General features: G+C 48.6%; 18 protein-coding genes and 1 riboswitch. All 18 genes read left to right on the top strand.

What is annotated here, in order from left to right; genetic code table 11:
• Nucleotides 1-10: 10 nt before the first annotated feature.
• Nucleotides 11-895, top strand: coding sequence for a peptide chain release factor N(5)-glutamine methyltransferase (prmC, locus tag MHB85_RS28400; protein WP_341074284.1), 885 nt, complete (start codon nt 11-13; stop codon nt 893-895).
• Nucleotides 896-980: 85 nt separating this feature from the next.
• Nucleotides 981-2,201, top strand: coding sequence for an FtsW/RodA/SpoVE family cell cycle protein (locus MHB85_RS28395; RefSeq protein ID WP_341074048.1), 1,221 nt, complete (start codon nt 981-983; stop codon nt 2,199-2,201).
• Nucleotides 2,202-2,659: 458 nt separating this feature from the next.
• Nucleotides 2,660-3,880: an FtsW/RodA/SpoVE family cell cycle protein gene (locus MHB85_RS28390; RefSeq protein WP_341074046.1), complete on the top strand. Its 1,221-nt coding sequence runs from the start codon at nt 2,660-2,662 to the stop codon at nt 3,878-3,880.
• An 852-nt stretch (nt 3,881-4,732) separates the two neighbouring features.
• Nucleotides 4,733-5,392, top strand: coding sequence for a stage II sporulation protein R (gene spoIIR / locus MHB85_RS28385; RefSeq protein ID WP_341074044.1), 660 nt, complete (start codon nt 4,733-4,735; stop codon nt 5,390-5,392).
• A gap of 485 nt (nt 5,393-5,877) precedes the next feature.
• A complete protein-coding gene (locus MHB85_RS28380) occupies nt 5,878-7,050 on the top strand; it encodes an L-threonylcarbamoyladenylate synthase (RefSeq protein ID WP_341074043.1) in 1,173 nt (390 codons plus the stop codon).
• A 203-nt stretch (nt 7,051-7,253) separates the two neighbouring features.
• On the top strand, nt 7,254-7,814 hold the full coding sequence (locus tag MHB85_RS28375; RefSeq protein ID WP_210109221.1) for a manganese efflux pump MntP: 561 nt from the start codon (nt 7,254-7,256) through the stop codon (nt 7,812-7,814).
• Between the two features lie 58 nt (nt 7,815-7,872).
• Nucleotides 7,873-8,445, top strand: coding sequence for a low molecular weight protein arginine phosphatase (locus MHB85_RS28370; protein WP_091012945.1), 573 nt, complete (start codon nt 7,873-7,875; stop codon nt 8,443-8,445).
• Between the two features lie 96 nt (nt 8,446-8,541).
• A riboswitch (ZMP/ZTP riboswitch) is annotated at nt 8,542-8,623 on the top strand.
• Between the two features lie 141 nt (nt 8,624-8,764).
• Nucleotides 8,765-9,358: a TIGR01440 family protein gene (locus MHB85_RS28365; RefSeq protein ID WP_047840701.1), complete on the top strand. Its 594-nt coding sequence runs from the start codon at nt 8,765-8,767 to the stop codon at nt 9,356-9,358.
• A 272-nt stretch (nt 9,359-9,630) separates the two neighbouring features.
• Nucleotides 9,631-10,878 carry a serine hydroxymethyltransferase gene (gene glyA / locus MHB85_RS28360; protein ID WP_341074041.1) on the top strand — a complete coding sequence of 416 codons (1,248 nt, stop codon included), beginning with the start codon at nt 9,631-9,633 and terminating at the stop codon, nt 10,876-10,878.
• 422 nt (nt 10,879-11,300) lie between these two features.
• Entirely contained in the window at nt 11,301-11,930 is a 630-nt protein-coding gene (upp, locus tag MHB85_RS28355) for a uracil phosphoribosyltransferase (protein WP_017691929.1), read from the top strand.
• A gap of 50 nt (nt 11,931-11,980) precedes the next feature.
• On the top strand, nt 11,981-13,138 hold the full coding sequence (gene wecB / locus MHB85_RS28350) for a non-hydrolyzing UDP-N-acetylglucosamine 2-epimerase (RefSeq protein ID WP_036667768.1): 1,158 nt from the start codon (nt 11,981-11,983) through the stop codon (nt 13,136-13,138).
• A gap of 185 nt (nt 13,139-13,323) precedes the next feature.
• Nucleotides 13,324-13,578, top strand: coding sequence for an AtpZ/AtpI family protein (locus MHB85_RS28345; protein ID WP_017691931.1), 255 nt, complete (start codon nt 13,324-13,326; stop codon nt 13,576-13,578).
• The gene (locus tag MHB85_RS28340) at nt 13,571-13,948 is read left to right on the top strand and encodes an ATP synthase subunit I (RefSeq protein WP_017691932.1); all 378 of its coding nucleotides are present in this window, start codon (nt 13,571-13,573) and stop codon (nt 13,946-13,948) included. Before MHB85_RS28345 ends, MHB85_RS28340 begins: the two co-directional genes overlap by 8 nt.
• A gap of 45 nt (nt 13,949-13,993) precedes the next feature.
• Nucleotides 13,994-14,812 (top strand): F0F1 ATP synthase subunit A, encoded by an 819-nt coding sequence (gene atpB / locus MHB85_RS28335; RefSeq protein WP_091012950.1) that lies wholly within the window; start codon nt 13,994-13,996, stop codon nt 14,810-14,812.
• A gap of 77 nt (nt 14,813-14,889) precedes the next feature.
• Complete coding sequence (atpE, locus tag MHB85_RS28330) at nt 14,890-15,114, top strand: F0F1 ATP synthase subunit C (protein WP_017691934.1); 225 nt, start codon at nt 14,890-14,892, stop codon at nt 15,112-15,114.
• Between the two features lie 113 nt (nt 15,115-15,227).
• Entirely contained in the window at nt 15,228-15,716 is a 489-nt protein-coding gene (gene atpF, locus MHB85_RS28325; RefSeq protein ID WP_036612568.1) for a F0F1 ATP synthase subunit B, read from the top strand.
• Nucleotides 15,713-16,261 carry a F0F1 ATP synthase subunit delta gene (locus tag MHB85_RS28320; protein ID WP_036612565.1) on the top strand — a complete coding sequence of 183 codons (549 nt, stop codon included), beginning with the start codon at nt 15,713-15,715 and terminating at the stop codon, nt 16,259-16,261. Before atpF ends, MHB85_RS28320 begins: the two co-directional genes overlap by 4 nt.
• A gap of 16 nt (nt 16,262-16,277) precedes the next feature.
• Entirely contained in the window at nt 16,278-17,792 is a 1,515-nt protein-coding gene (gene atpA, locus MHB85_RS28315) for a F0F1 ATP synthase subunit alpha (RefSeq protein WP_047840700.1), read from the top strand.
• Nucleotide 17,793 lies beyond the last annotated feature (1 nt).

Raw genomic sequence — 17,793 nt, 5'->3', positions numbered from 1 at the left:
GCAGTTTGTCATGACGCCGGAACAGAGCTGTCGGGAAGCCTTCGTGGAGGCTTCCTCTTTTTTGGAAAAGTGCGGCGTGTACGAGCCGCAAAACAATGCTCGGCTGCTGCTGGAACATGTACTCGGCGTCTATGGCGCCGCGTACTACATGATGCAGCCGGAGCCTTTTCTCAGCGAGCATCGCAGCCGCTGGGAGGACGCCGTCACGCGCAAGGCTGCGGGTGAGCCGGCGCAATATATTATCGGCAGCCAGGAATTCTATGGGCTGCCGTTCGAGGTCACGCCGGCCGTGCTGATTCCGCGGCCGGAGACCGAGCTGTTGGTCGAAGCTGTGCTGCGCGAAGCCGACCGCGTGTTTCCTGACGGCGCTCCGCTCGCCGTCGATATTGGCACGGGCAGTGGTGCCATCGCGGTGACGATGGCTTCACTGCGCCCGCGCTGGCAGGTCGGCGCCGGGGATCTCTCGGCGGCTGCCCTGCAAGTGGCCGCGCGGAACGCGGCCGCGAACGGGGTACAGATCGACTTCCGTGAAGGCGATCTGCTGGCCCCGTTCGCCGGGGCTCGGTTGGACATCCTGGTGTCCAACCCGCCATACATCCCGGCGGCAGATATCGCCGGGTTGCAGCAAGAGGTGCGCGATCATGAGCCGCGCATGGCACTGGATGGCGGTCCGGACGGGCTTGCACCGTACCGCGCTATGCTGGAGCAACTGGCGCTGCTGCCTGCGTCGCCGCAGATCATTGGATTTGAGCTGGGCCAGGGGCAGGCCCGCGACATCGCGGCTCTGCTTGAAACGGCGGGACATTGGCCGGAAATTATCATTGTACCGGACCTTGCCGGAATCGAGCGGCATGTCCTGGGTGTTCGTACTTCGGAACAGGTGACGAAAATGTAAGGTTCCGCGGGTTTTCTTTTTGCCGTGAAATCCTCTACAATGAGATATACCGAAGATTTCTGAATGCTTGGGGGAACATAATTACATGCTGCACAAATTTAAAAAGATAGACTATTCTATTGTGTTTATACTGGTTATTCTGATGGTTATCAGTATTTTGTCGATTTACAGTACAACGTTTGGTCGTCCAAAGCTGGAGGGACTCCCGAAAAGTGCAGTGATCTTTTATATTTTGGGATTCGTAGCCTTTTTTGGGATGTCGATGATCAACTATAAATTCATAATCAAAAATTATTTATATATCTATGGCGTGGGTATGCTGCTGCTCATATTCGTTATGTTTTTTGGTAAGGAGTATTACGGTGCAAAAGGTTGGCTGTCCATCTTCGGGGTCAGTTTGCAGCCTGCTGAGTTGTTTAAGTTATGCCTGATTGTGTTTTTATCGGCCTTTTTGGCCCGAAAGAAGAATCGTCCACTCTATTTTGGACGTGATGTTATTCCGATCTCACTCTGTGTTCTGCCGCCATTACTACTTGTATTGCTTCAAAATGACTTGGGAAATGCGTTGAGTTATGTTGTCATTCTTGTGGGCCTTTTATGGATCGGCAACATTAAATTTACGCATGCCCTTATTGGTTTTATTATTGCTGTGGCTACCTTTATCGGCGGTACACAGGCATATATTCATTATCATGATGAGATTGTTAAATTTCTGAATGACATTGGACGTTCGCACTGGGCGGATCGTTTTGACCCCTGGCTTGTGCCGGAGCTGACCTCAAGAGATGTACTCTGGCAGACGTATAATGCAAAGCTTGCGATTGGTTCTGGTGGTATTACGGGCAAAGGATATATGGAGGGCACGACGATTCAGTCGAATCGGGTGCCGCTGGCCTATGCTGACTCAATCTTTGTACAGATTGGGGAAGAATTTGGTTTCATCGGTGCTTCGGTATTGCTTCTGCTGTACTTTATCCTGATTCACAGGCTGGTGCTGATTGCACTGGAGTGTAAGGATCGTGCCGGGCCATATCTAATTGTAGGTATTATAGCGATGCTGCTCTACCAGATCTTTGTTAATATTGGCCCCTTCATTGGTCTGATGCCATTGACAGGGATTACGCTGCCGTTTATCAGTTCGGGTGGTACCTCCATTATGCTCAACATGATCAGTATGGGGATTGTGATGAGTATCAAGGTTCACACGGAAGAAAACGAGGATATCCTCGGCTCTTCGGAACAACCGAGTATTACCGATTTGGTGATGAAAGTGCTGAGACGCAAGCCATCCCAGCAGGAGCAATAACGTTCTCGAATCCAAGCTTGAAGCGGCACGTAAGATTTATGTATATAAGCTATATAAGTTGAACTAATCTTTTACACGATAACGGAGAGGACAGAAAAAAACTGAAAAAGCAAAGCGTTCGCCTTTATCACCGGATTTTCCCTTGAAAAAAGGGAATCGAAAAAATCTGGGGATAACAGCGATTGGAAGGTTATTCTGTCATCGTAGTGTCAGTGTAAATAATCCTTAGTTTAACTTATATATAACTATAGAACCCTGGAACAGTTCAGCCCTATTCACTTAGGGATGAAAGTTTTGGGGTTTTTATTGTTTTTAGAGTGTGAGTCAGGCCATTGAATGGTTTAATTGTGACCCTGAAGCGATACAGATTTCCATTTTATTATCCAATTATATACAATGGTAATATTGAGTTCAATTGGAAATCATAGAATGATAGATTCAGGGGGATGGACGGAATCATGGTGAGAATGTTGAAAAAGATGGACGGCGTGATTCTCTTCGTAATGCTGTTGCTTATGATTATTAGTGTATTTGCGATTTACAGCGGAACGCAGACAGATGCCAAACTGGCGAATCACCATGTCAAAACGATTTATTTCTATGTGGCCGGGTTCATTGCGGTGCTTGTGATCGGGCTTGTGAATTACAAGTTATACGTGAAATATGCGTTTTATTTGTATGGGTTGGGAATTATACTACTGATCCTGGCCAATGTCCTGGGAAGTTCGATCAATAACGCCAACGGTTGGCTGAAGCTGGGCGAGAACTTTTCTTTTCAACCGGCAGAGCTATTCAAGATGATTCTGATTCTGTTCCTCGCCCATTTGATTGTGAAGAGACAACAAGGCACGCTGAAATTTTGGAGAGATATTGTGCCGATTGGCTGCTGGGCGTTTATTCCGTTTGCCCTTGTTATGGCTCAGAATGATTTGGGAAATGCGCTGGGGTATGTGGTGATTCTGGCTGCGGTATTCTGGATCGGGAATATGAGGCTGAAGCACGCATTGATTGCGCTGGCGATTGTGGGAGTGGGGTTCTTTGGTTTTGTTAAAGCCTATACCTTCTACCATGATGAAGTGTTCACCTTTCTTGAAAAGATAAAACGTGAGCATTGGGCGGAGCGAATTGATCCCTGGCTTGTACCGGAGAAGGCTACCTCCAAAGCTTCCTGGCATACGAAAAATGCAGGTTTAGCCATCGGTTCAGGGGGCATCATCGGCAAAGGATATTTGCAAGGAACATCCGTTCAGAGTGGACGTGTCCCCTATACGTATTCTGATTCCATTTTTGTCGTGATCGCAGAGGAGTTTGGCTTTGTTGGTGCATCCGTACTGATTCTGTTGTACTTTATTCTGATTCAACGTATGGTGCTGATTGCTCTGACATGCAGAGATCGCGCGGGACCCGTCATCATTGTAGGTATTATCGGAATGTTGTTGTATCAGGTGTTTGAGAACGTGGGGGCGTTCCTTGGACTGATGCCACTCACAGGTATTACGTTACCGTTCATCAGTTACGGCGGAACCTCTTTGCTCATTAATATGGCTTGTATTGGGGTGGTGATGAGCATTAAGTTGTATGGACAGGAAGAGGAGGATGAACTTCTCATGGGGGAGCAGCAACCCCGGTTGTCGGAACGTTTATGGAATATGCTCAAGAAAGAGAAAAGTGCTGTGTAACTATTGAGTCGGTGCAGTGAAAAGTAAAGCGGTGGAGCGTGTAACGTAATCGTTCTTAGGAATGAAGAGGTTGATTTGCCCTGTAACCAGGTGCAGATCAGCCTTTTTAACATGATGGGTGAGAAAGTGTGAATGAGAGAAGAGAGAATCAATGCAGAGGGTTTCTTCAATCTTACCGTAAGTAGAGATGTACCTGAAAGAGTTGGGAACAGAGTGTCAGCATGGTGTGGAGCTTCAGGTGCCAGCTATTAGGTGGTTAGGAGTTAAGAGTTAGGAGCTAACGAACCTGACGCATCTTATCCGGGATTTGAAGTGCCCGGAGAAAGCTAAGGAATCTGAGACACGTTATATCAGCATAAACAGCCTTTTGTAGCGTGTTGGTCAGATGATTTTGGGAAATAACGTGTCTCGTGCTCCTTACCATTTCAAAAAAAGCCCTGAAGGCCAAATAAGACGTTCTCGGTTCCTTAGAACATTGACTGTTCATTCGTGAGAGTCATTCGCCAGGGTCAGTCAGCACAGACTTCAAGGCTTTTTGGACGCTGACATTTGTCATCGTATACCTTGCCCGGGTTTAAACACACATTCTAGTAGTACGTGTTCAAAAAGGTGGGTTTTCAGTACCGAGAAGATGGGATAAAGCTAGAAATGGAGTAGTGGAGCGTAGGATAAACTACGTGAGCCACCAAAATGTTTCCTTCGTAAACAACCTTCGTAATCAAAAGCGGTTTTTTAAACAGACTCTAGTAGATTTATTGCAAATGCTAGGTTTACTTCCGTCTCTCCCGGGCATACTGATAGACATGAGAGAGTTGCAGGTAGCGTGATCAGAGAGCCGAGGGGGAGAACGGAATGAGCAGACGAATTGTAAAGCAAATTGGACTTATTATTGTATGTCTTATGATGATTATCATGATGTGGGAAGGTCAGAAAACGGATGCAGCTGTGGCGGCCACAGCGATTCCGGAACAATCTATTCGCTTGCGTATTCTAGCAAATTCAGATGCACCGGGAGATCAATTGGTGAAACGCGAGATTCGGGATGCTGTCGTTGCTCAGATGGGCGAGTGGGTAGCCGAACTGGAGAATCCGCAAAGTCTGGATGAAGCGCGCCAGGTCATTCGTGAGCATTTGTCCGAGATTGAGAATAGAGTAGGAGAAGAGTTGGCGAGTCGTGGCTTGCATTATGCATATCAGGTGGAGTTGGGTTCTGTTCCGTTCCCAACCAAACTATATGGGGGTACCGTCTATCCTGCCGGAGATTATGAAGCGGTTCGGATCACGCTGGGCGAAGGAAAAGGTCAGAACTGGTGGTGTGTGTTGTTCCCGCCGTTGTGCTTCATTGATGCAGGGACCGGGGATGCACTGGCGAAACCTTCAACCGTATCAGCCGCAGTTGCTGAACCAGGAGATGCCGAGGCATCTGTGCAGGGAGACACACCGGAAGCGAGATTCTTTCTGTGGGATATGGCTGTGAAACTGTGGAGTTGGGTAACTGGATTATTCGCATAACAACGTATTTATACTATGGTAAAGGGCAACTTCGATTCAGGGAGCTGCTCTTTTGGTATGAATCGGTGGCGAGCTTATAGTGAGACTCATGTATGGAGTGAAGTGTGAAGGGCATCCGAGTGGGACAGGTATGTTATAATTACTTATAGTGCGTGTTCAAAAAGTCTGGTTTTCAGTACCAAGAAGATGGAATGAAGCTAGAAATGGAGTAGCGGAGCGTAGGGAAATTACGTGAGCAACCAAAATGTTTCCTTCGGAAACATACTTCGTAAGCCTACCGCTTATTTCGGCTGAATTTCATATTCGACGTTGATGATGCTGCTAGGCATCTATCGTAATCAAAAGTGTACTTTTTGAACAACCTCTTATATTGAATATGGATATGAACTAACCTACTTGAAGTTTAGGAATGATGATATATGAGCAGAGAAAACGAACCAGTTCAACACACCTCTGAGATGAGGGATGGTAGAGAAAACCGTGATATGAAAGCTTCGGGAGAACTGGTCACCGAGATGTGGGATGTACGTGTCTTGGTGAGCGCTGAAAATGATCACGGATTGGGTAATATTGAATTGTTGGATGTGAAAAAGGGGAGCGCCGATCAACAGGCGCTCGCCGACTTGCAGGCTGCCGCAGCCTGCATTCGTCAAGGTCAGACGGTGGCTTTTCCGACCGAGACGGTCTATGGCTTGGGTGCCGATGCGAGTAGCACGGCAGCCGTGGAGGCTGTATTTGTCGCCAAAGGCCGACCTTCCGACAATCCACTGATTGTGCATATTGCGCACCGTGACCAGTTGGATGCTCTGGTCACGGAAGTGAACGAGACAGCCGAAGCGCTGATGGCGGCCTTCTGGCCGGGACCGCTGACACTGGTGCTGCCGGTTAGGGCGGGGGCGGTGTCCCCGCGTGTCACCGCCGGTCTGGATACGGTGGCCGTGCGCATGCCGGACCATCCGGTGGCCTTGCAGTTGATCGCGGCGGCGGCATGCCCTGTGGCTGCGCCAAGCGCCAACCGCTCCGGGCGGCCAAGCCCGACACTCGCAGCCCATGTGCGCGAAGATCTGGATGGCCGCATCGGCGGCATTGTGGACGGCGGCCCCACCGGGGTGGGCGTCGAGTCCACGGTTGTGCAGGTCGGTGACGACGGTACCGTCACCATCCTGCGCCCTGGCGGCATAACGGCGGAACAACTGTCCGCCGTTGCCGCCCGTGTCGCCACGGACCCCGCGCTACTCGCGGAGGGGGCCGATGGCGTGGGCAGCCCGGCGCCGCGCTCGCCGGGCATGAAGTACACGCACTACGCACCCGCAGGGGCGCTGTGCGTGGTAGAGGGGCCGCCCGCAGCGGTGGCGGCCTGGATCAGCGGCGCCCTCGCAGAGGCGGCGCAGCGCGGAGAGCGCACCGCCGTGCTGGCGTTCGCCGAGCACGCGGAGCAGTACCGCGCCGATGCCGTGTTCTCGCTGGGTGACGCCAGCGAGCTGGAAGAAGCAGCGCGCCGGCTATACGCCGCGCTGCGTAGCTGCGATGAGCAAGGCGCCACATATATTGTGGCTGAAGCCTGCTCACGCGAAGGGCTGGGAGCAGCCGTCATGAATCGGCTGCTCAAGGCCGCGGGTAACCAACTCATCCAAGTTGGCGACCAGCAACCCTCTTAACCTCTCCTGATCATACAGTCAGGAGAGCTACGTACTCTTTTCCAAAACAAATCAATTAAAACATCTCATCCACCTGCACACAATCCAGCCTTATGGGTCATGGAGATGGAGTAATCCGTCGCCATTTGCCTCTCATCGGTCATGTTTAGGGCCTTGTCCGCATATCGTGTACAAGAACCTTTACGTGACTTGGGGGTATGGGGATGTGGGATGTGTCTGCCCATGTAGGGCAGTTGGTAACCATTTTGATCATGGCTGTTGCGCTTGGCCTCGATGCGTTCTCACTCGGAATCGGAATTGGCATGAAGGGCATTCGGCTGCGGGATGTTTTGCGAATCAGTATTGTAACGGCGCTATTTCATATCATCATGCCGCTCATCGGCATGTATATGGGTAAATACGTCAGCTCCCTGCTCGGTGACATTACGACGTATGCGGCAGGTGGATTGCTTGTTCTGTTAGGTGCTCATATGATTCTGAATGCATTCCGTGAAGGGGATACCAAGCTGGTGGACCACCGTTCCCTGCTCGGCGTTATTTTGTTCTCCCTCAGCGTAAGTGTGGATTCGTTCTCCGTTGGCGTTTCCTTAGGGATGTTTAGCAGTGATCTGATCTTGACCGTACTTGCCTTTGGTGTTTGTGGCGGGGTGATGTCGGTTATGGGTCTGCTATTAGGCCGTCGGGTGAGCCAGAATCTCGGGGATTACGGTGAGGCCATTGGTGGCGCAATCTTGCTTGCGTTTGGACTTTTGTTTATATTTTAGAATAAAACTTGAGATATCATATCATTCGCATCAGATGTAAAATGGGGAGGCTAACACAATGAAACATATTTTATTCGTATGTACTGGAAATACGTGCCGCAGCCCCATGGCAGAGGGGCTTTTGCGAAAACTGGCATCGGAGCGCGGCATTCAGTTAGAGGTTCGCTCTGCAGGTGTGGCAGCAACGTCGGGGATGCCGATCTCCCGACATGCTGAAGCGGTTTTGAGAGATCATAACGTTGAAGGTCCACCTCATTCCACACAGCTTAGCTCTAACCTGGTAGGTTGGGCCGATCTGGTTCTTACATTAACACGGAGTCATAAGCAGCATGTCATGCAGGTTTTTCCCGACGCAGTCCACAAAACCTATACATTGAAAGAATATGTGGAGGATGATGAACAGGTATTAAGTGATGTTCAGGAGTTGGACAGCCTGTTTGCAACACTTGAGATGAAACGTGCCCTTGGGCAAGAGATCCTGGCATCGGAGCGGGAGCGAGCCATTGAGATTAGACAACGAATTCCAAGTTTCGACATCTCCGATCCGTTTGGGGGAAGTCGTGATGATTACAATATAGCTGCAGCTGAGATTCGGACTGCATTGGACCGGCTTTTGGATAAGCTGGGATAATTCTGATCCTGCGGGGCAGGTTATAGAAATAGGACACGTGATGTAAATTAACCGTTGATTTTAAACGCGTGATGTTTTATGATGAAGGGGAAAACAGGGATCCGGTGTAACTGGCGACGAAGTGGGCATAACCACGATGGAGCACCGGAACAAACGGCCGGTCGCCTGGGCAAAAGAGCAATTCTGCGTTACCCGCAGACTGCTCTTTTTTTCGTCTTTCATCTGATTATTCGCTATAATAGTACCTGAGATGCCGTTCAAGAATACGAAGGACAGCCAAGAGACAGCGGGCATGATTTTATCGGGAGGCGATGATAGGATGACTATAGAGTTAGATTCGGAACAACCCGGATTGCAGGAACAGACCGCGTCTATTCTGCATGAACTGGCGCTTGCCGGACAGCTTGGGCCTGGACAGATCGTTGTGATCGGTACAAGCACAAGTGAAGTCGCAGGCGCTCGGATTGGTACGAGTGGTGCCATTGAAGTGGCACAGCAGCTTCTTGCGGGTATACGCGAGGTGCAGGAGGAATTCGGTTTTGACACGGTATTCCAATGTTGTGAGCATCTGAACCGTGCGCTGGTAATGGAACGTTCTGTGCTTACTCGTCTTGGATTGACCGAGGTTGGTGCTATACCCGTGCCCAAGGCCGGAGGTTCAATGGCATCCGCAGCATATCGTTCGCTGACCGATCCATGCCTGGCTGAACATGTGCAGGCCCATGCGGGACTGGACATTGGGGAGACGATGATTGGGATGCATCTCCGGCATGTAGCCGTACCCTATCGTACAGCGCTCCGCTATGTTGGAGATGCTCGTGTAACCACAGCGTTGACCCGTCCGAAGTTGATTGGCGGCGAACGCGCGGTGTATCGTATGGAAGAACAACCAGATTCGACATTTTGTGACTGATATCTTCAACCAATATAAAGCTAAATTAGACTTTACACGAAAACGGAGAGTGCAACACCCAATCTGAAGAAGCGAAGCGTTCGCCTGAAAGCTTTCCTTCGGAAAGCTACATCGGAAGCATACGCTATCCCCGGATTTTCCCCTTATTATAAGGGAGTTCAGAAAAATCCGGGGATAACAGCGATCGGAAGATGGTGATGCAATCGAAGTCAGGAGTGTAACCACTGTAGTTTCGCTTTATAACTTCACTTATACCTGGGAGGAATTTAATCATGGAACAATTGCGCAAGAATGACCCGGCAGTACTGGAAGCGATGAATCTTGAACTGAAACGTCAACAGAACAACATCGAACTGATTGCATCCGAGAACATCGTAAGTGAAGCAGTAATCGAAGCATTGGGATCTGTACTGACCAACAAGTATGCTGAAGGATATCCAGGCAAACGTTACTATGGTGGTTGTGAGCATGTGGACGTCGTTGAAGACATCGCGCGTGATCGTGCCAAAGAATTGTTCGGAGCAGAACACGTGAATGTTCAACCTCACTCCGGCGCACAAGCGAACATGGCAGTATATCTTGCAGCGTTGAAACCTGGTGATACTGTACTCGGTATGAACCTTGCCCATGGTGGACACCTCACACACGGTAGCCCGGTTAACGCATCCGGTTTGCTGTACAACTTCGTAGCATACGGCGTACAGGAAGATACATTCCTGATTGATTATGATGAAGTACGCAAAGCGGCTTTCAAACACCGCCCTCGTCTGATCGTTGCAGGTGCAAGTGCATATCCGCGTACCATTGATTTTGAAAAGCTGGCTTCCATCGCCAATGATGTAGGCGCTTTGTTCATGGTGGACATGGCTCACATCGCAGGACTGGTTGCTGCTGGTTTGCATCCAAACCCGGTTCCACATGCGCATTTCGTAACAACAACTACACACAAAACGCTGCGTGGACCTCGTGGGGGTATGATTCTGTGCCGCAAAGCGTGGGCAGCAGCGATTGATAAAGCGGTATTCCCTGGTTCCCAAGGTGGCCCTCTGATGCACGTGATCGCTTCCAAAGCGGTAGCATTCGGAGAAGCATTGCAACCAGAGTTCAAAACATATGCACAGAACGTCGTGAAAAACGCACAGGTTCTGGCTGAAACACTGATCGCTGAAGGATTGAACATCGTATCCGGTGGTACAGATAACCACTTGATGCTGATCGACACACGCAGTGTGAACATCACAGGTAAGGAAGCTGAGCATGTGCTCGATTCCATCGGTATTACTGTGAACAAAAATGCCATTCCATTCGACCCTACAAGCCCGTTTGTAACGAGTGGTATTCGAATTGGTACGCCTGCTGCAACTTCCCGTGGCATGAACGAAGAAGCGATGGTTGCTATTGGTAAGATCATTGCCAAAACGTTGAAAAATCCAAAAGATACGGCGAGGCTGGATGAAGCTCGTGCAGAAGTGACTGCACTGACAGACCAATTCCCACTCTATACCGACCTTAAATACTAAAAAACTTTGCTCATGCTGCTTTCTTTTGAGTTTGTTTAAATTGGAATACAAAAGACGAAGCTGGCAGAATGCAACCGGAGAAGCGAAGCGCTCGCCTTTATCCCCTGATTTTCTCCTTTTATAGGAGATCAAAAAAATCAGGGATAACAGCGATCGAAGGTGCAATCTGTTTGCGGAGCATCACTTGTATTCATATTTTTCCCACTCAACGACATAACAGCAGGAGCAAAACAGGACCGGATGGATCATTTTCCGGTCCTGTTTTTTATAGGATTCGGTAATCTGTAATGATTGGGTGCCCTTTGATGGTGTAATTCGTTGTTGGTGATGATATAATATACAGGATTTATCGAGCCCATGAATGGTGGCTAGGTATATTTGGAAATGCTGAACATGAAGAACTTACCGGAGGGACAAATTAGATGGGAAAATTAGTAATATGTGATCACCCTTTGATTCAACACAAACTGACGTTTATACGCGACATGCGTACGAATACGAAAGATTTTCGTGAATTGGTGGATGAAGTAGCAACGTTGATGGCTTATGAGATTACAAGAGATGTTGAACTGGAAACGATTGATGTACAGACACCTGTAGCTGCAACACAAGGTAAAGTCATCTCTGGACGCATGCTCGGACTGGTGCCGATTCTGCGTGCAGGACTTGGAATGCTCGATGGCGTTGTAAAATTGTTGCCAGCCGCAAAAGTTGGACATGTTGGTCTGTTCCGTGACCCGGAGACACTGCAACCGGTAGAATACTACACCAAACTGCCTACAGACGTGACAGAGCGTCAATTGATCGTAATTGATCCGATGCTGGCAACGGGCGGTTCGGCGATTGCAGCTATTGATGTGCTCAAAAAACGTGGCTGTACCCAAATCAAAATGATGAACCTGGTTGCAGCACCGGAAGGCGTAAAAGCTGTGCAGGATGCACATCCCGATGTGGATATCTATGTAGCAGCATTGGACGACCGTCTGGATGATCATGGTTATATCGTTCCAGGGCTTGGAGATGCAGGAGACCGTCTATACGGCACTAAATAAGCATATCTCATGCTTGTAATCGGAACTTATAGAAAAGGGGCTTTGCTCGAATGTCCAACAAAATTAAAGTCATGACGATCTTCGGGGTGCGTCCGGAAGCCATCAAGATGGCTCCGCTTATTTTGGAATTGCAGAAACACCCTGAGTCTATTGAATCTATTGTTTGCGTAACTGCGCAGCATCGCCAGATGTTGGATCAGGTACTTGAAGTTTTCGACATTCATCCCGATTATGATCTGGATGTAATGAAAGACCGTCAGACATTGAATGAGATTACAATTCGTGTGCTTGGCGGTCTGGAGCCAGTGTTAGCCGAAGCTAAGCCGGATATTGTACTGGTTCACGGGGATACATTAACTACCTTTGTAGCGAGCTACGCAGCATTCTTGCAACAGATTCAGGTAGGGCATGTAGAAGCGGGGCTGCGGACGTGGAACAAGCTGTCTCCATATCCGGAAGAGATGAACCGTCAGCTGACAGGAGTACTGGCTGATCTACACTTTGCGCCTACGGATTGGTCTTCTTCCAATCTTGCCAAAGAAAATAAATCAGAGTCTAGTACGTACGTCACAGGCAACACGGTAACAGATGTGTTTCAATATACAGTACGGGAGGACTACACACACCCGGTACTTGATTGGGCCCAAGGCAAACGCCTTGTGCTGATGACAGCTCATCGCCGTGAATCTCAGGGCGAGCCTCACCGCAACATTTTCCAGGCCGTCAAACGGATTGCCGACGAATTCGAAGATATTGCCATCGTGTACCCGGTGCATCCAAGTCCTGCTGTGAAGGAGCCGGCTCACGCGATTTTGGGGAATCATCCCCGTATTCAATTAATTGATCCGCTAGACGTGGTGGATTTGCATAACTTTTACCCGCACACTCACTTGATTTTGACCGATTCAGGCGGTTTGCAGGAAGAAGCTCCTTCGTTTGGTGTGCCTGTGCTCGTATTGCGCGATACAACAGAACGCCCGGAAGGTATTGAAGCCGGAACGCTGGAATTGGTAGGTACCGAAGAGGAACGTGTGTATGAACGGACCAAAGCTCTGCTTACAGACAAAACCCTGTATGCAAGCATGAGCCAGGCTGCCAATCCATACGGTGATGGACATGCTTCGGAAAGAATTGTCAATGCGATTTTGCATCATTTCGGTGTAAATAGTGAGCGTCCGGAATCATTTCACAGAAAATTCAAAAAATAATACATTTTTTCTGACGGATTTATAAAGGGCAAGCATACAGTTAAACTGTACGGTTTACGCGGGTTTATGGGCTTTGAGGGTCTGTATTCCCGTCGTTTCCCCCTTTAAAACGCTAAAATCATTCAATTGACAAAGGCTCTCATCATTCAGTAAAATTAACTGGGATTGCAAGGGTGGCGTGGAAAATGGCCGATTCGAACAAACCAAATTCATCCCGTAACCATGACGATAATGTATGGAAAGCGATGGGACTCGTGACAGCTTTTGGGATCGAGATTGCCATTCTCGCTGTTGCCGGATATTACGCTGGCTCCTGGTTGGACAAGACCATCGGAGGTAACGGAATATGGATCGCCGTAAGCGTTCTCTTTTTTCTTGCGGCAGGCGGTGTAAGCATCTACTTTATCGCGAAAAAAATCATGGGGGAAAGTGATGAGTGAACTAACCAGATACCGCAGATCGATGACTGTTTTCGTCATGTACTTTCTTATGATTTGTTTTCTCGCAGCGGCCTTTATGCCACGTGTGGAGACAATTGCTTTGGGACTGGCCCTGGGTACAGGAGTTAGCTGGATCAATGCATTTTACCTGGGCTACAAAGTAAGGAAAATGTCTGATGATGCGGCAGAAGGTAACTTGAAGCGTGTCAACTTGGGATTTTTGACAAGAGCGGCATTCGCTGTGCTCGGTATATTCATATCGATGCGCTTTCCGCAGTACTTCAATACATATGCGGTTGCAGGCGGTCTCGTCATTGCACAATATTCCTTATTGATTATAGGGATTGTCTATTCCCGCAGAGCAGAATGATGTTAAGGGCTGCAGCTTTCAAGTCGAGAAAGGGGTGAGAAAAATATGCATGAAGCTCCAATTATTATGCTTGGCGGATTTCGACTCGATCTATCGGTTCTGTTGATGCTGGTAGTTACAGGTGCAATTGTTTTTATTTTTGCTGTAGTAGCGACAAGAAGATTATCCGTTGAGAACCCCGGCAAGCTGCAAAATTTTATGGAGTGGGCAGTAGAATTCGTCCGCAATCTGATTTCCAGTACAATGGATATGAAGAAAGGTAAACATTTTATCTCTCTCGCTCTTTCCATGATTATGTTCATTTTTGTAGGGAATATGCTAGGTCTTCCGCTCGTGGCTGTATCTGAAGTAACTGATGTTAATCAGGCTCAGGTATTCGGTCAGCCGATAGTTACAGCGGTGGAGGCGTTTGATAAAGCGCATGCCAAGGACCCGGAAGCTCACCCTCACGTTGAACTGGCTTGGTGGAAATCACCGACAGCCGATCTGTCTGTAACAATGGGACTCGCTCTCGTAGCGTTCCTTGTATCTCATGGACTCGGATTGTTCCGTAATACTAAAGGATATCTCCAGCATTACCTTAAGCCATTCGCCTTGTTCTTGCCAATCAACTTGATTGAGACGGCATCCAAGCTATTGACACATGGTATGCGTCTATTCGCGAATATCTTCGCAGGTGAGGTACTGATCGCAACGATCCTGAAACTGACCACATTCAAAGTGTTTGGTGCTATTGCAGCGATTCCGCTGCTCATGGTGTGGCAAGGTTTTAGTATCTTTATCGGTGCGATCCAGGCATTTGTATTTGTTATCTTGATGATGGTGTACATTTCACAGAGCATCGAGACGCACGATGAGCATTAAGTTTCAAGCCCTACGAAGGTTACTTCACAGGCTGAACAATAAAAAATTCGATTTATCATTTTAAGGAGGATATACAAATGGGAGCAATGGCATTAATCGCAGCAGCAATTGTTGCAGGACTGGGCGCGTTTGGCGCAGGTATTGGTAACGGTATGGTAATCAGCAAAACGGTGGAAGGTATTGCCCGTCAACCGGAAGCAAAATCCACTCTTCAAACAACAATGTTTATCGGTGTAGGTTTGATCGAGGTATTGCCGATCATCGGTGTGGTACTCGCGTTCATGTTCTACGGTATGGCTTAATTAAATTTTAAAGGTTTGGCGGGGAAGGCCATAGCCATCCGCGCCTTCTTTTTAGGTGATGTCCGTTCTAACGGATGACGTTTCAAGGATACCTCCAGGAAGGAGTGAACAGATTGAGTTTCATATGGGAAAATACGCTTCTTGCGATTGTAGCATTTGCAATTTTATATTGGCTGCTTAGCCGTTATGCCTTCGGGCCTTTGTTCTCCATTATGGAAAAACGTCGTGAACTCGTGATGACGCAGATGAATGAGGCTGCACAGACTCGGGAACAGGCCATTGCCTATGTGGAGGAACAAAAACAAGCTCTTGAGCAAGCACGTCAAGATGCTTACGACATCATTGAACAGTCCAAACAAACAGGTGGCAAACAAGCTGAATCGATTTTGGCTGATGCAAAAGCTGAAGCTAATCGTCTGAAAGACGATGCAGTACGCGAAATCGAGAGCGAGAAGAACAAAGCAGTCGCAGCACTTCGCAGCGAACTGGGTACAGCTTCCGTTCAGATTGCATCCAAGTTGATCAAAAAAGAAGTTGAGAACGGTCCTGCACAAGAAGAGCTTGTGAACCAATACCTCAATGAGGTAGGAGGCCGACAATGAGCCGCGATACGATTGTTGCCAAACGTTATGCGAAAGCATTGTTCGAAGTTGCACTTCAGCAACAGCAGGTGCTTGAGGTTGAACAGGAACTGGTTGCAGTAGTCAGTGCATTGACCGGAGATGCAGATATCGAGAAATTTATCGTATCCCCTAATATTTCTGATGAAGCCAAGCAGAACGTAATTCACTCAAGTCTTGATGGCAAGGTATCCGATTCAGTCCTTCGTACAGTCTTGTTGTTGATTGAGCGCGGACGCGTTGAATTGCTGGGAGACTTGCTGAATGATTATCGGAAGATCCAAGGTGAGTCGCTGGGCATCGCTGATGCACGTGTCTACTCGACTTATGCATTGAATGATGAAGAAAAAGAAGCGGTAGCCCGTGAATTCGGTGGCCGTGTGAATAAAAAGATTCGTATCGAGAACATTGTTGATCCGACTCTGCTGGGCGGATTGAAAGTCGCCATTGGCGATACGATCTATGACGGCAGCTTGGCTGGCAAGCTCGAACGTCTTGAGCAGTCTTTTAACAGACGAGTACAGTAGATTGGGGTGAGGACACTTGAGTATCAAACCAGAAGAAATCAGTACATTAATTAAGAGCCAAATCGAACAATACAAGACCGATATCGATGTAGTCGAAGTCGGAACGGTAATCGAGGTTGGTGATGGTATCGCTCGTGTTTACGGACTTGAGAACGTCATGTCCAACGAGTTGGTTGAATTCCCAAGCGGTGTTATGGGACTCGCCATGAACGTCGAAGAAAGCAATGTCGGTGTCGTTATCCTGGGACCTTACTACGATATTCGTGAAGGTGACCAAGTGAAACGTACGGGTCAAATCATGCAAGTGCCTGTAGGCGAAGCATTGATTGGACGCGTTGTGAACCCGCTCGGTATTCCTGTAGATGGCAAAGGGCCAATCGCTACAACGGAATTCCGTCCGGTTGAAGGTAAAGCGCCAGGCGTAATGGATCGTAAATCGGTTCATGAGCCGATGCAAACAGGGATCAAAGCCATTGATGCAATGGTTCCAATCGGTCGTGGACAACGTGAGTTGATCATCGGTGACCGTCAAACAGGTAAAACATCCATCGCGATTGATGCGATCCTGAACCAAAAAGGTAGCGGCATGAAGTGTATCTATGTGGCTATTGGTCAGAAGCAGTCTACGGTTGCTCAAGTTGTGGAAACTCTTCGTCGTAAAGGCGCAATGGAGTACACAATCGTTGTAACTGCAGCAGCTTCCGATCCATCACCACTCTTGTACATCGCACCGTATTCCGGTTGTTCGATGGGTGAGTACTTCATGTACAAAGGCGAGCACGTTCTGGTTATCTATGATGACTTGACCAAACAAGCCTCTGCATATCGTGAGCTTTCCTTGTTGCTTCGTCGTCCACCGGGCCGTGAGGCTTATCCGGGTGACGTCTTCTACCTGCACTCCCGTTTGCTGGAGCGTGCTGCGAAGCTGAATGATGAACTTGGTGGTGGTTCTTTAACCGCACTGCCGTTTATTGAAACACAAGCTTCCGACGTATCTGCATACATCCCAACGAACGTAATCTCCATCACGGACGGACAAATCTTCCTGGAAGCTGACTTGTTCAATGCTGGACAACGCCCGGCGATCAACGTAGGTATTTCCGTATCCCGTGTCGGTGGTTCTGCTCAGATCAAAGCGATGAAAAAGGTTGCAGGTTCACTGCGTCTCGACCTCGCTCAATATCGTGAGCTTCAAGCGTTCTCCCAGTTCGGTTCCGATCTGGATAAAGCGACTCAGGCCCGCCTGAATCGTGGTGCGCGTATGATGGAAATCCTGAAGCAAGGTGTTAACCAGCCTCTGCCTGTTGAACAACAGGTTGTCAGCTTGTACACTGCGGTTAAAGGATTCCTGGATGAGATTCCAACAGGTGATGTTACTCGTTTCGAGCGTGAGTTCCTCGCGTTCATGGAGAGCAGCCATCCGGAGATTCTTGCATCCATCCGTGATACTAAAGAATTGACTGCAGACAACGAAAATGCACTGAAAGGTGCAATTGAGAAGTTCAGAAAGAGCTTTGCTGTCTCTGTCTAAA

It is taken from the genome of Paenibacillus sp. FSL K6-4396 (assembly GCF_038002525.1).
GTDB lineage: Bacteria > Bacillota > Bacilli > Paenibacillales > Paenibacillaceae > Paenibacillus > Paenibacillus amylolyticus_B.
Note: the sequence above shows the minus strand (reverse complement) of the source record. Positions and strands in the feature narration are given on the sequence as shown.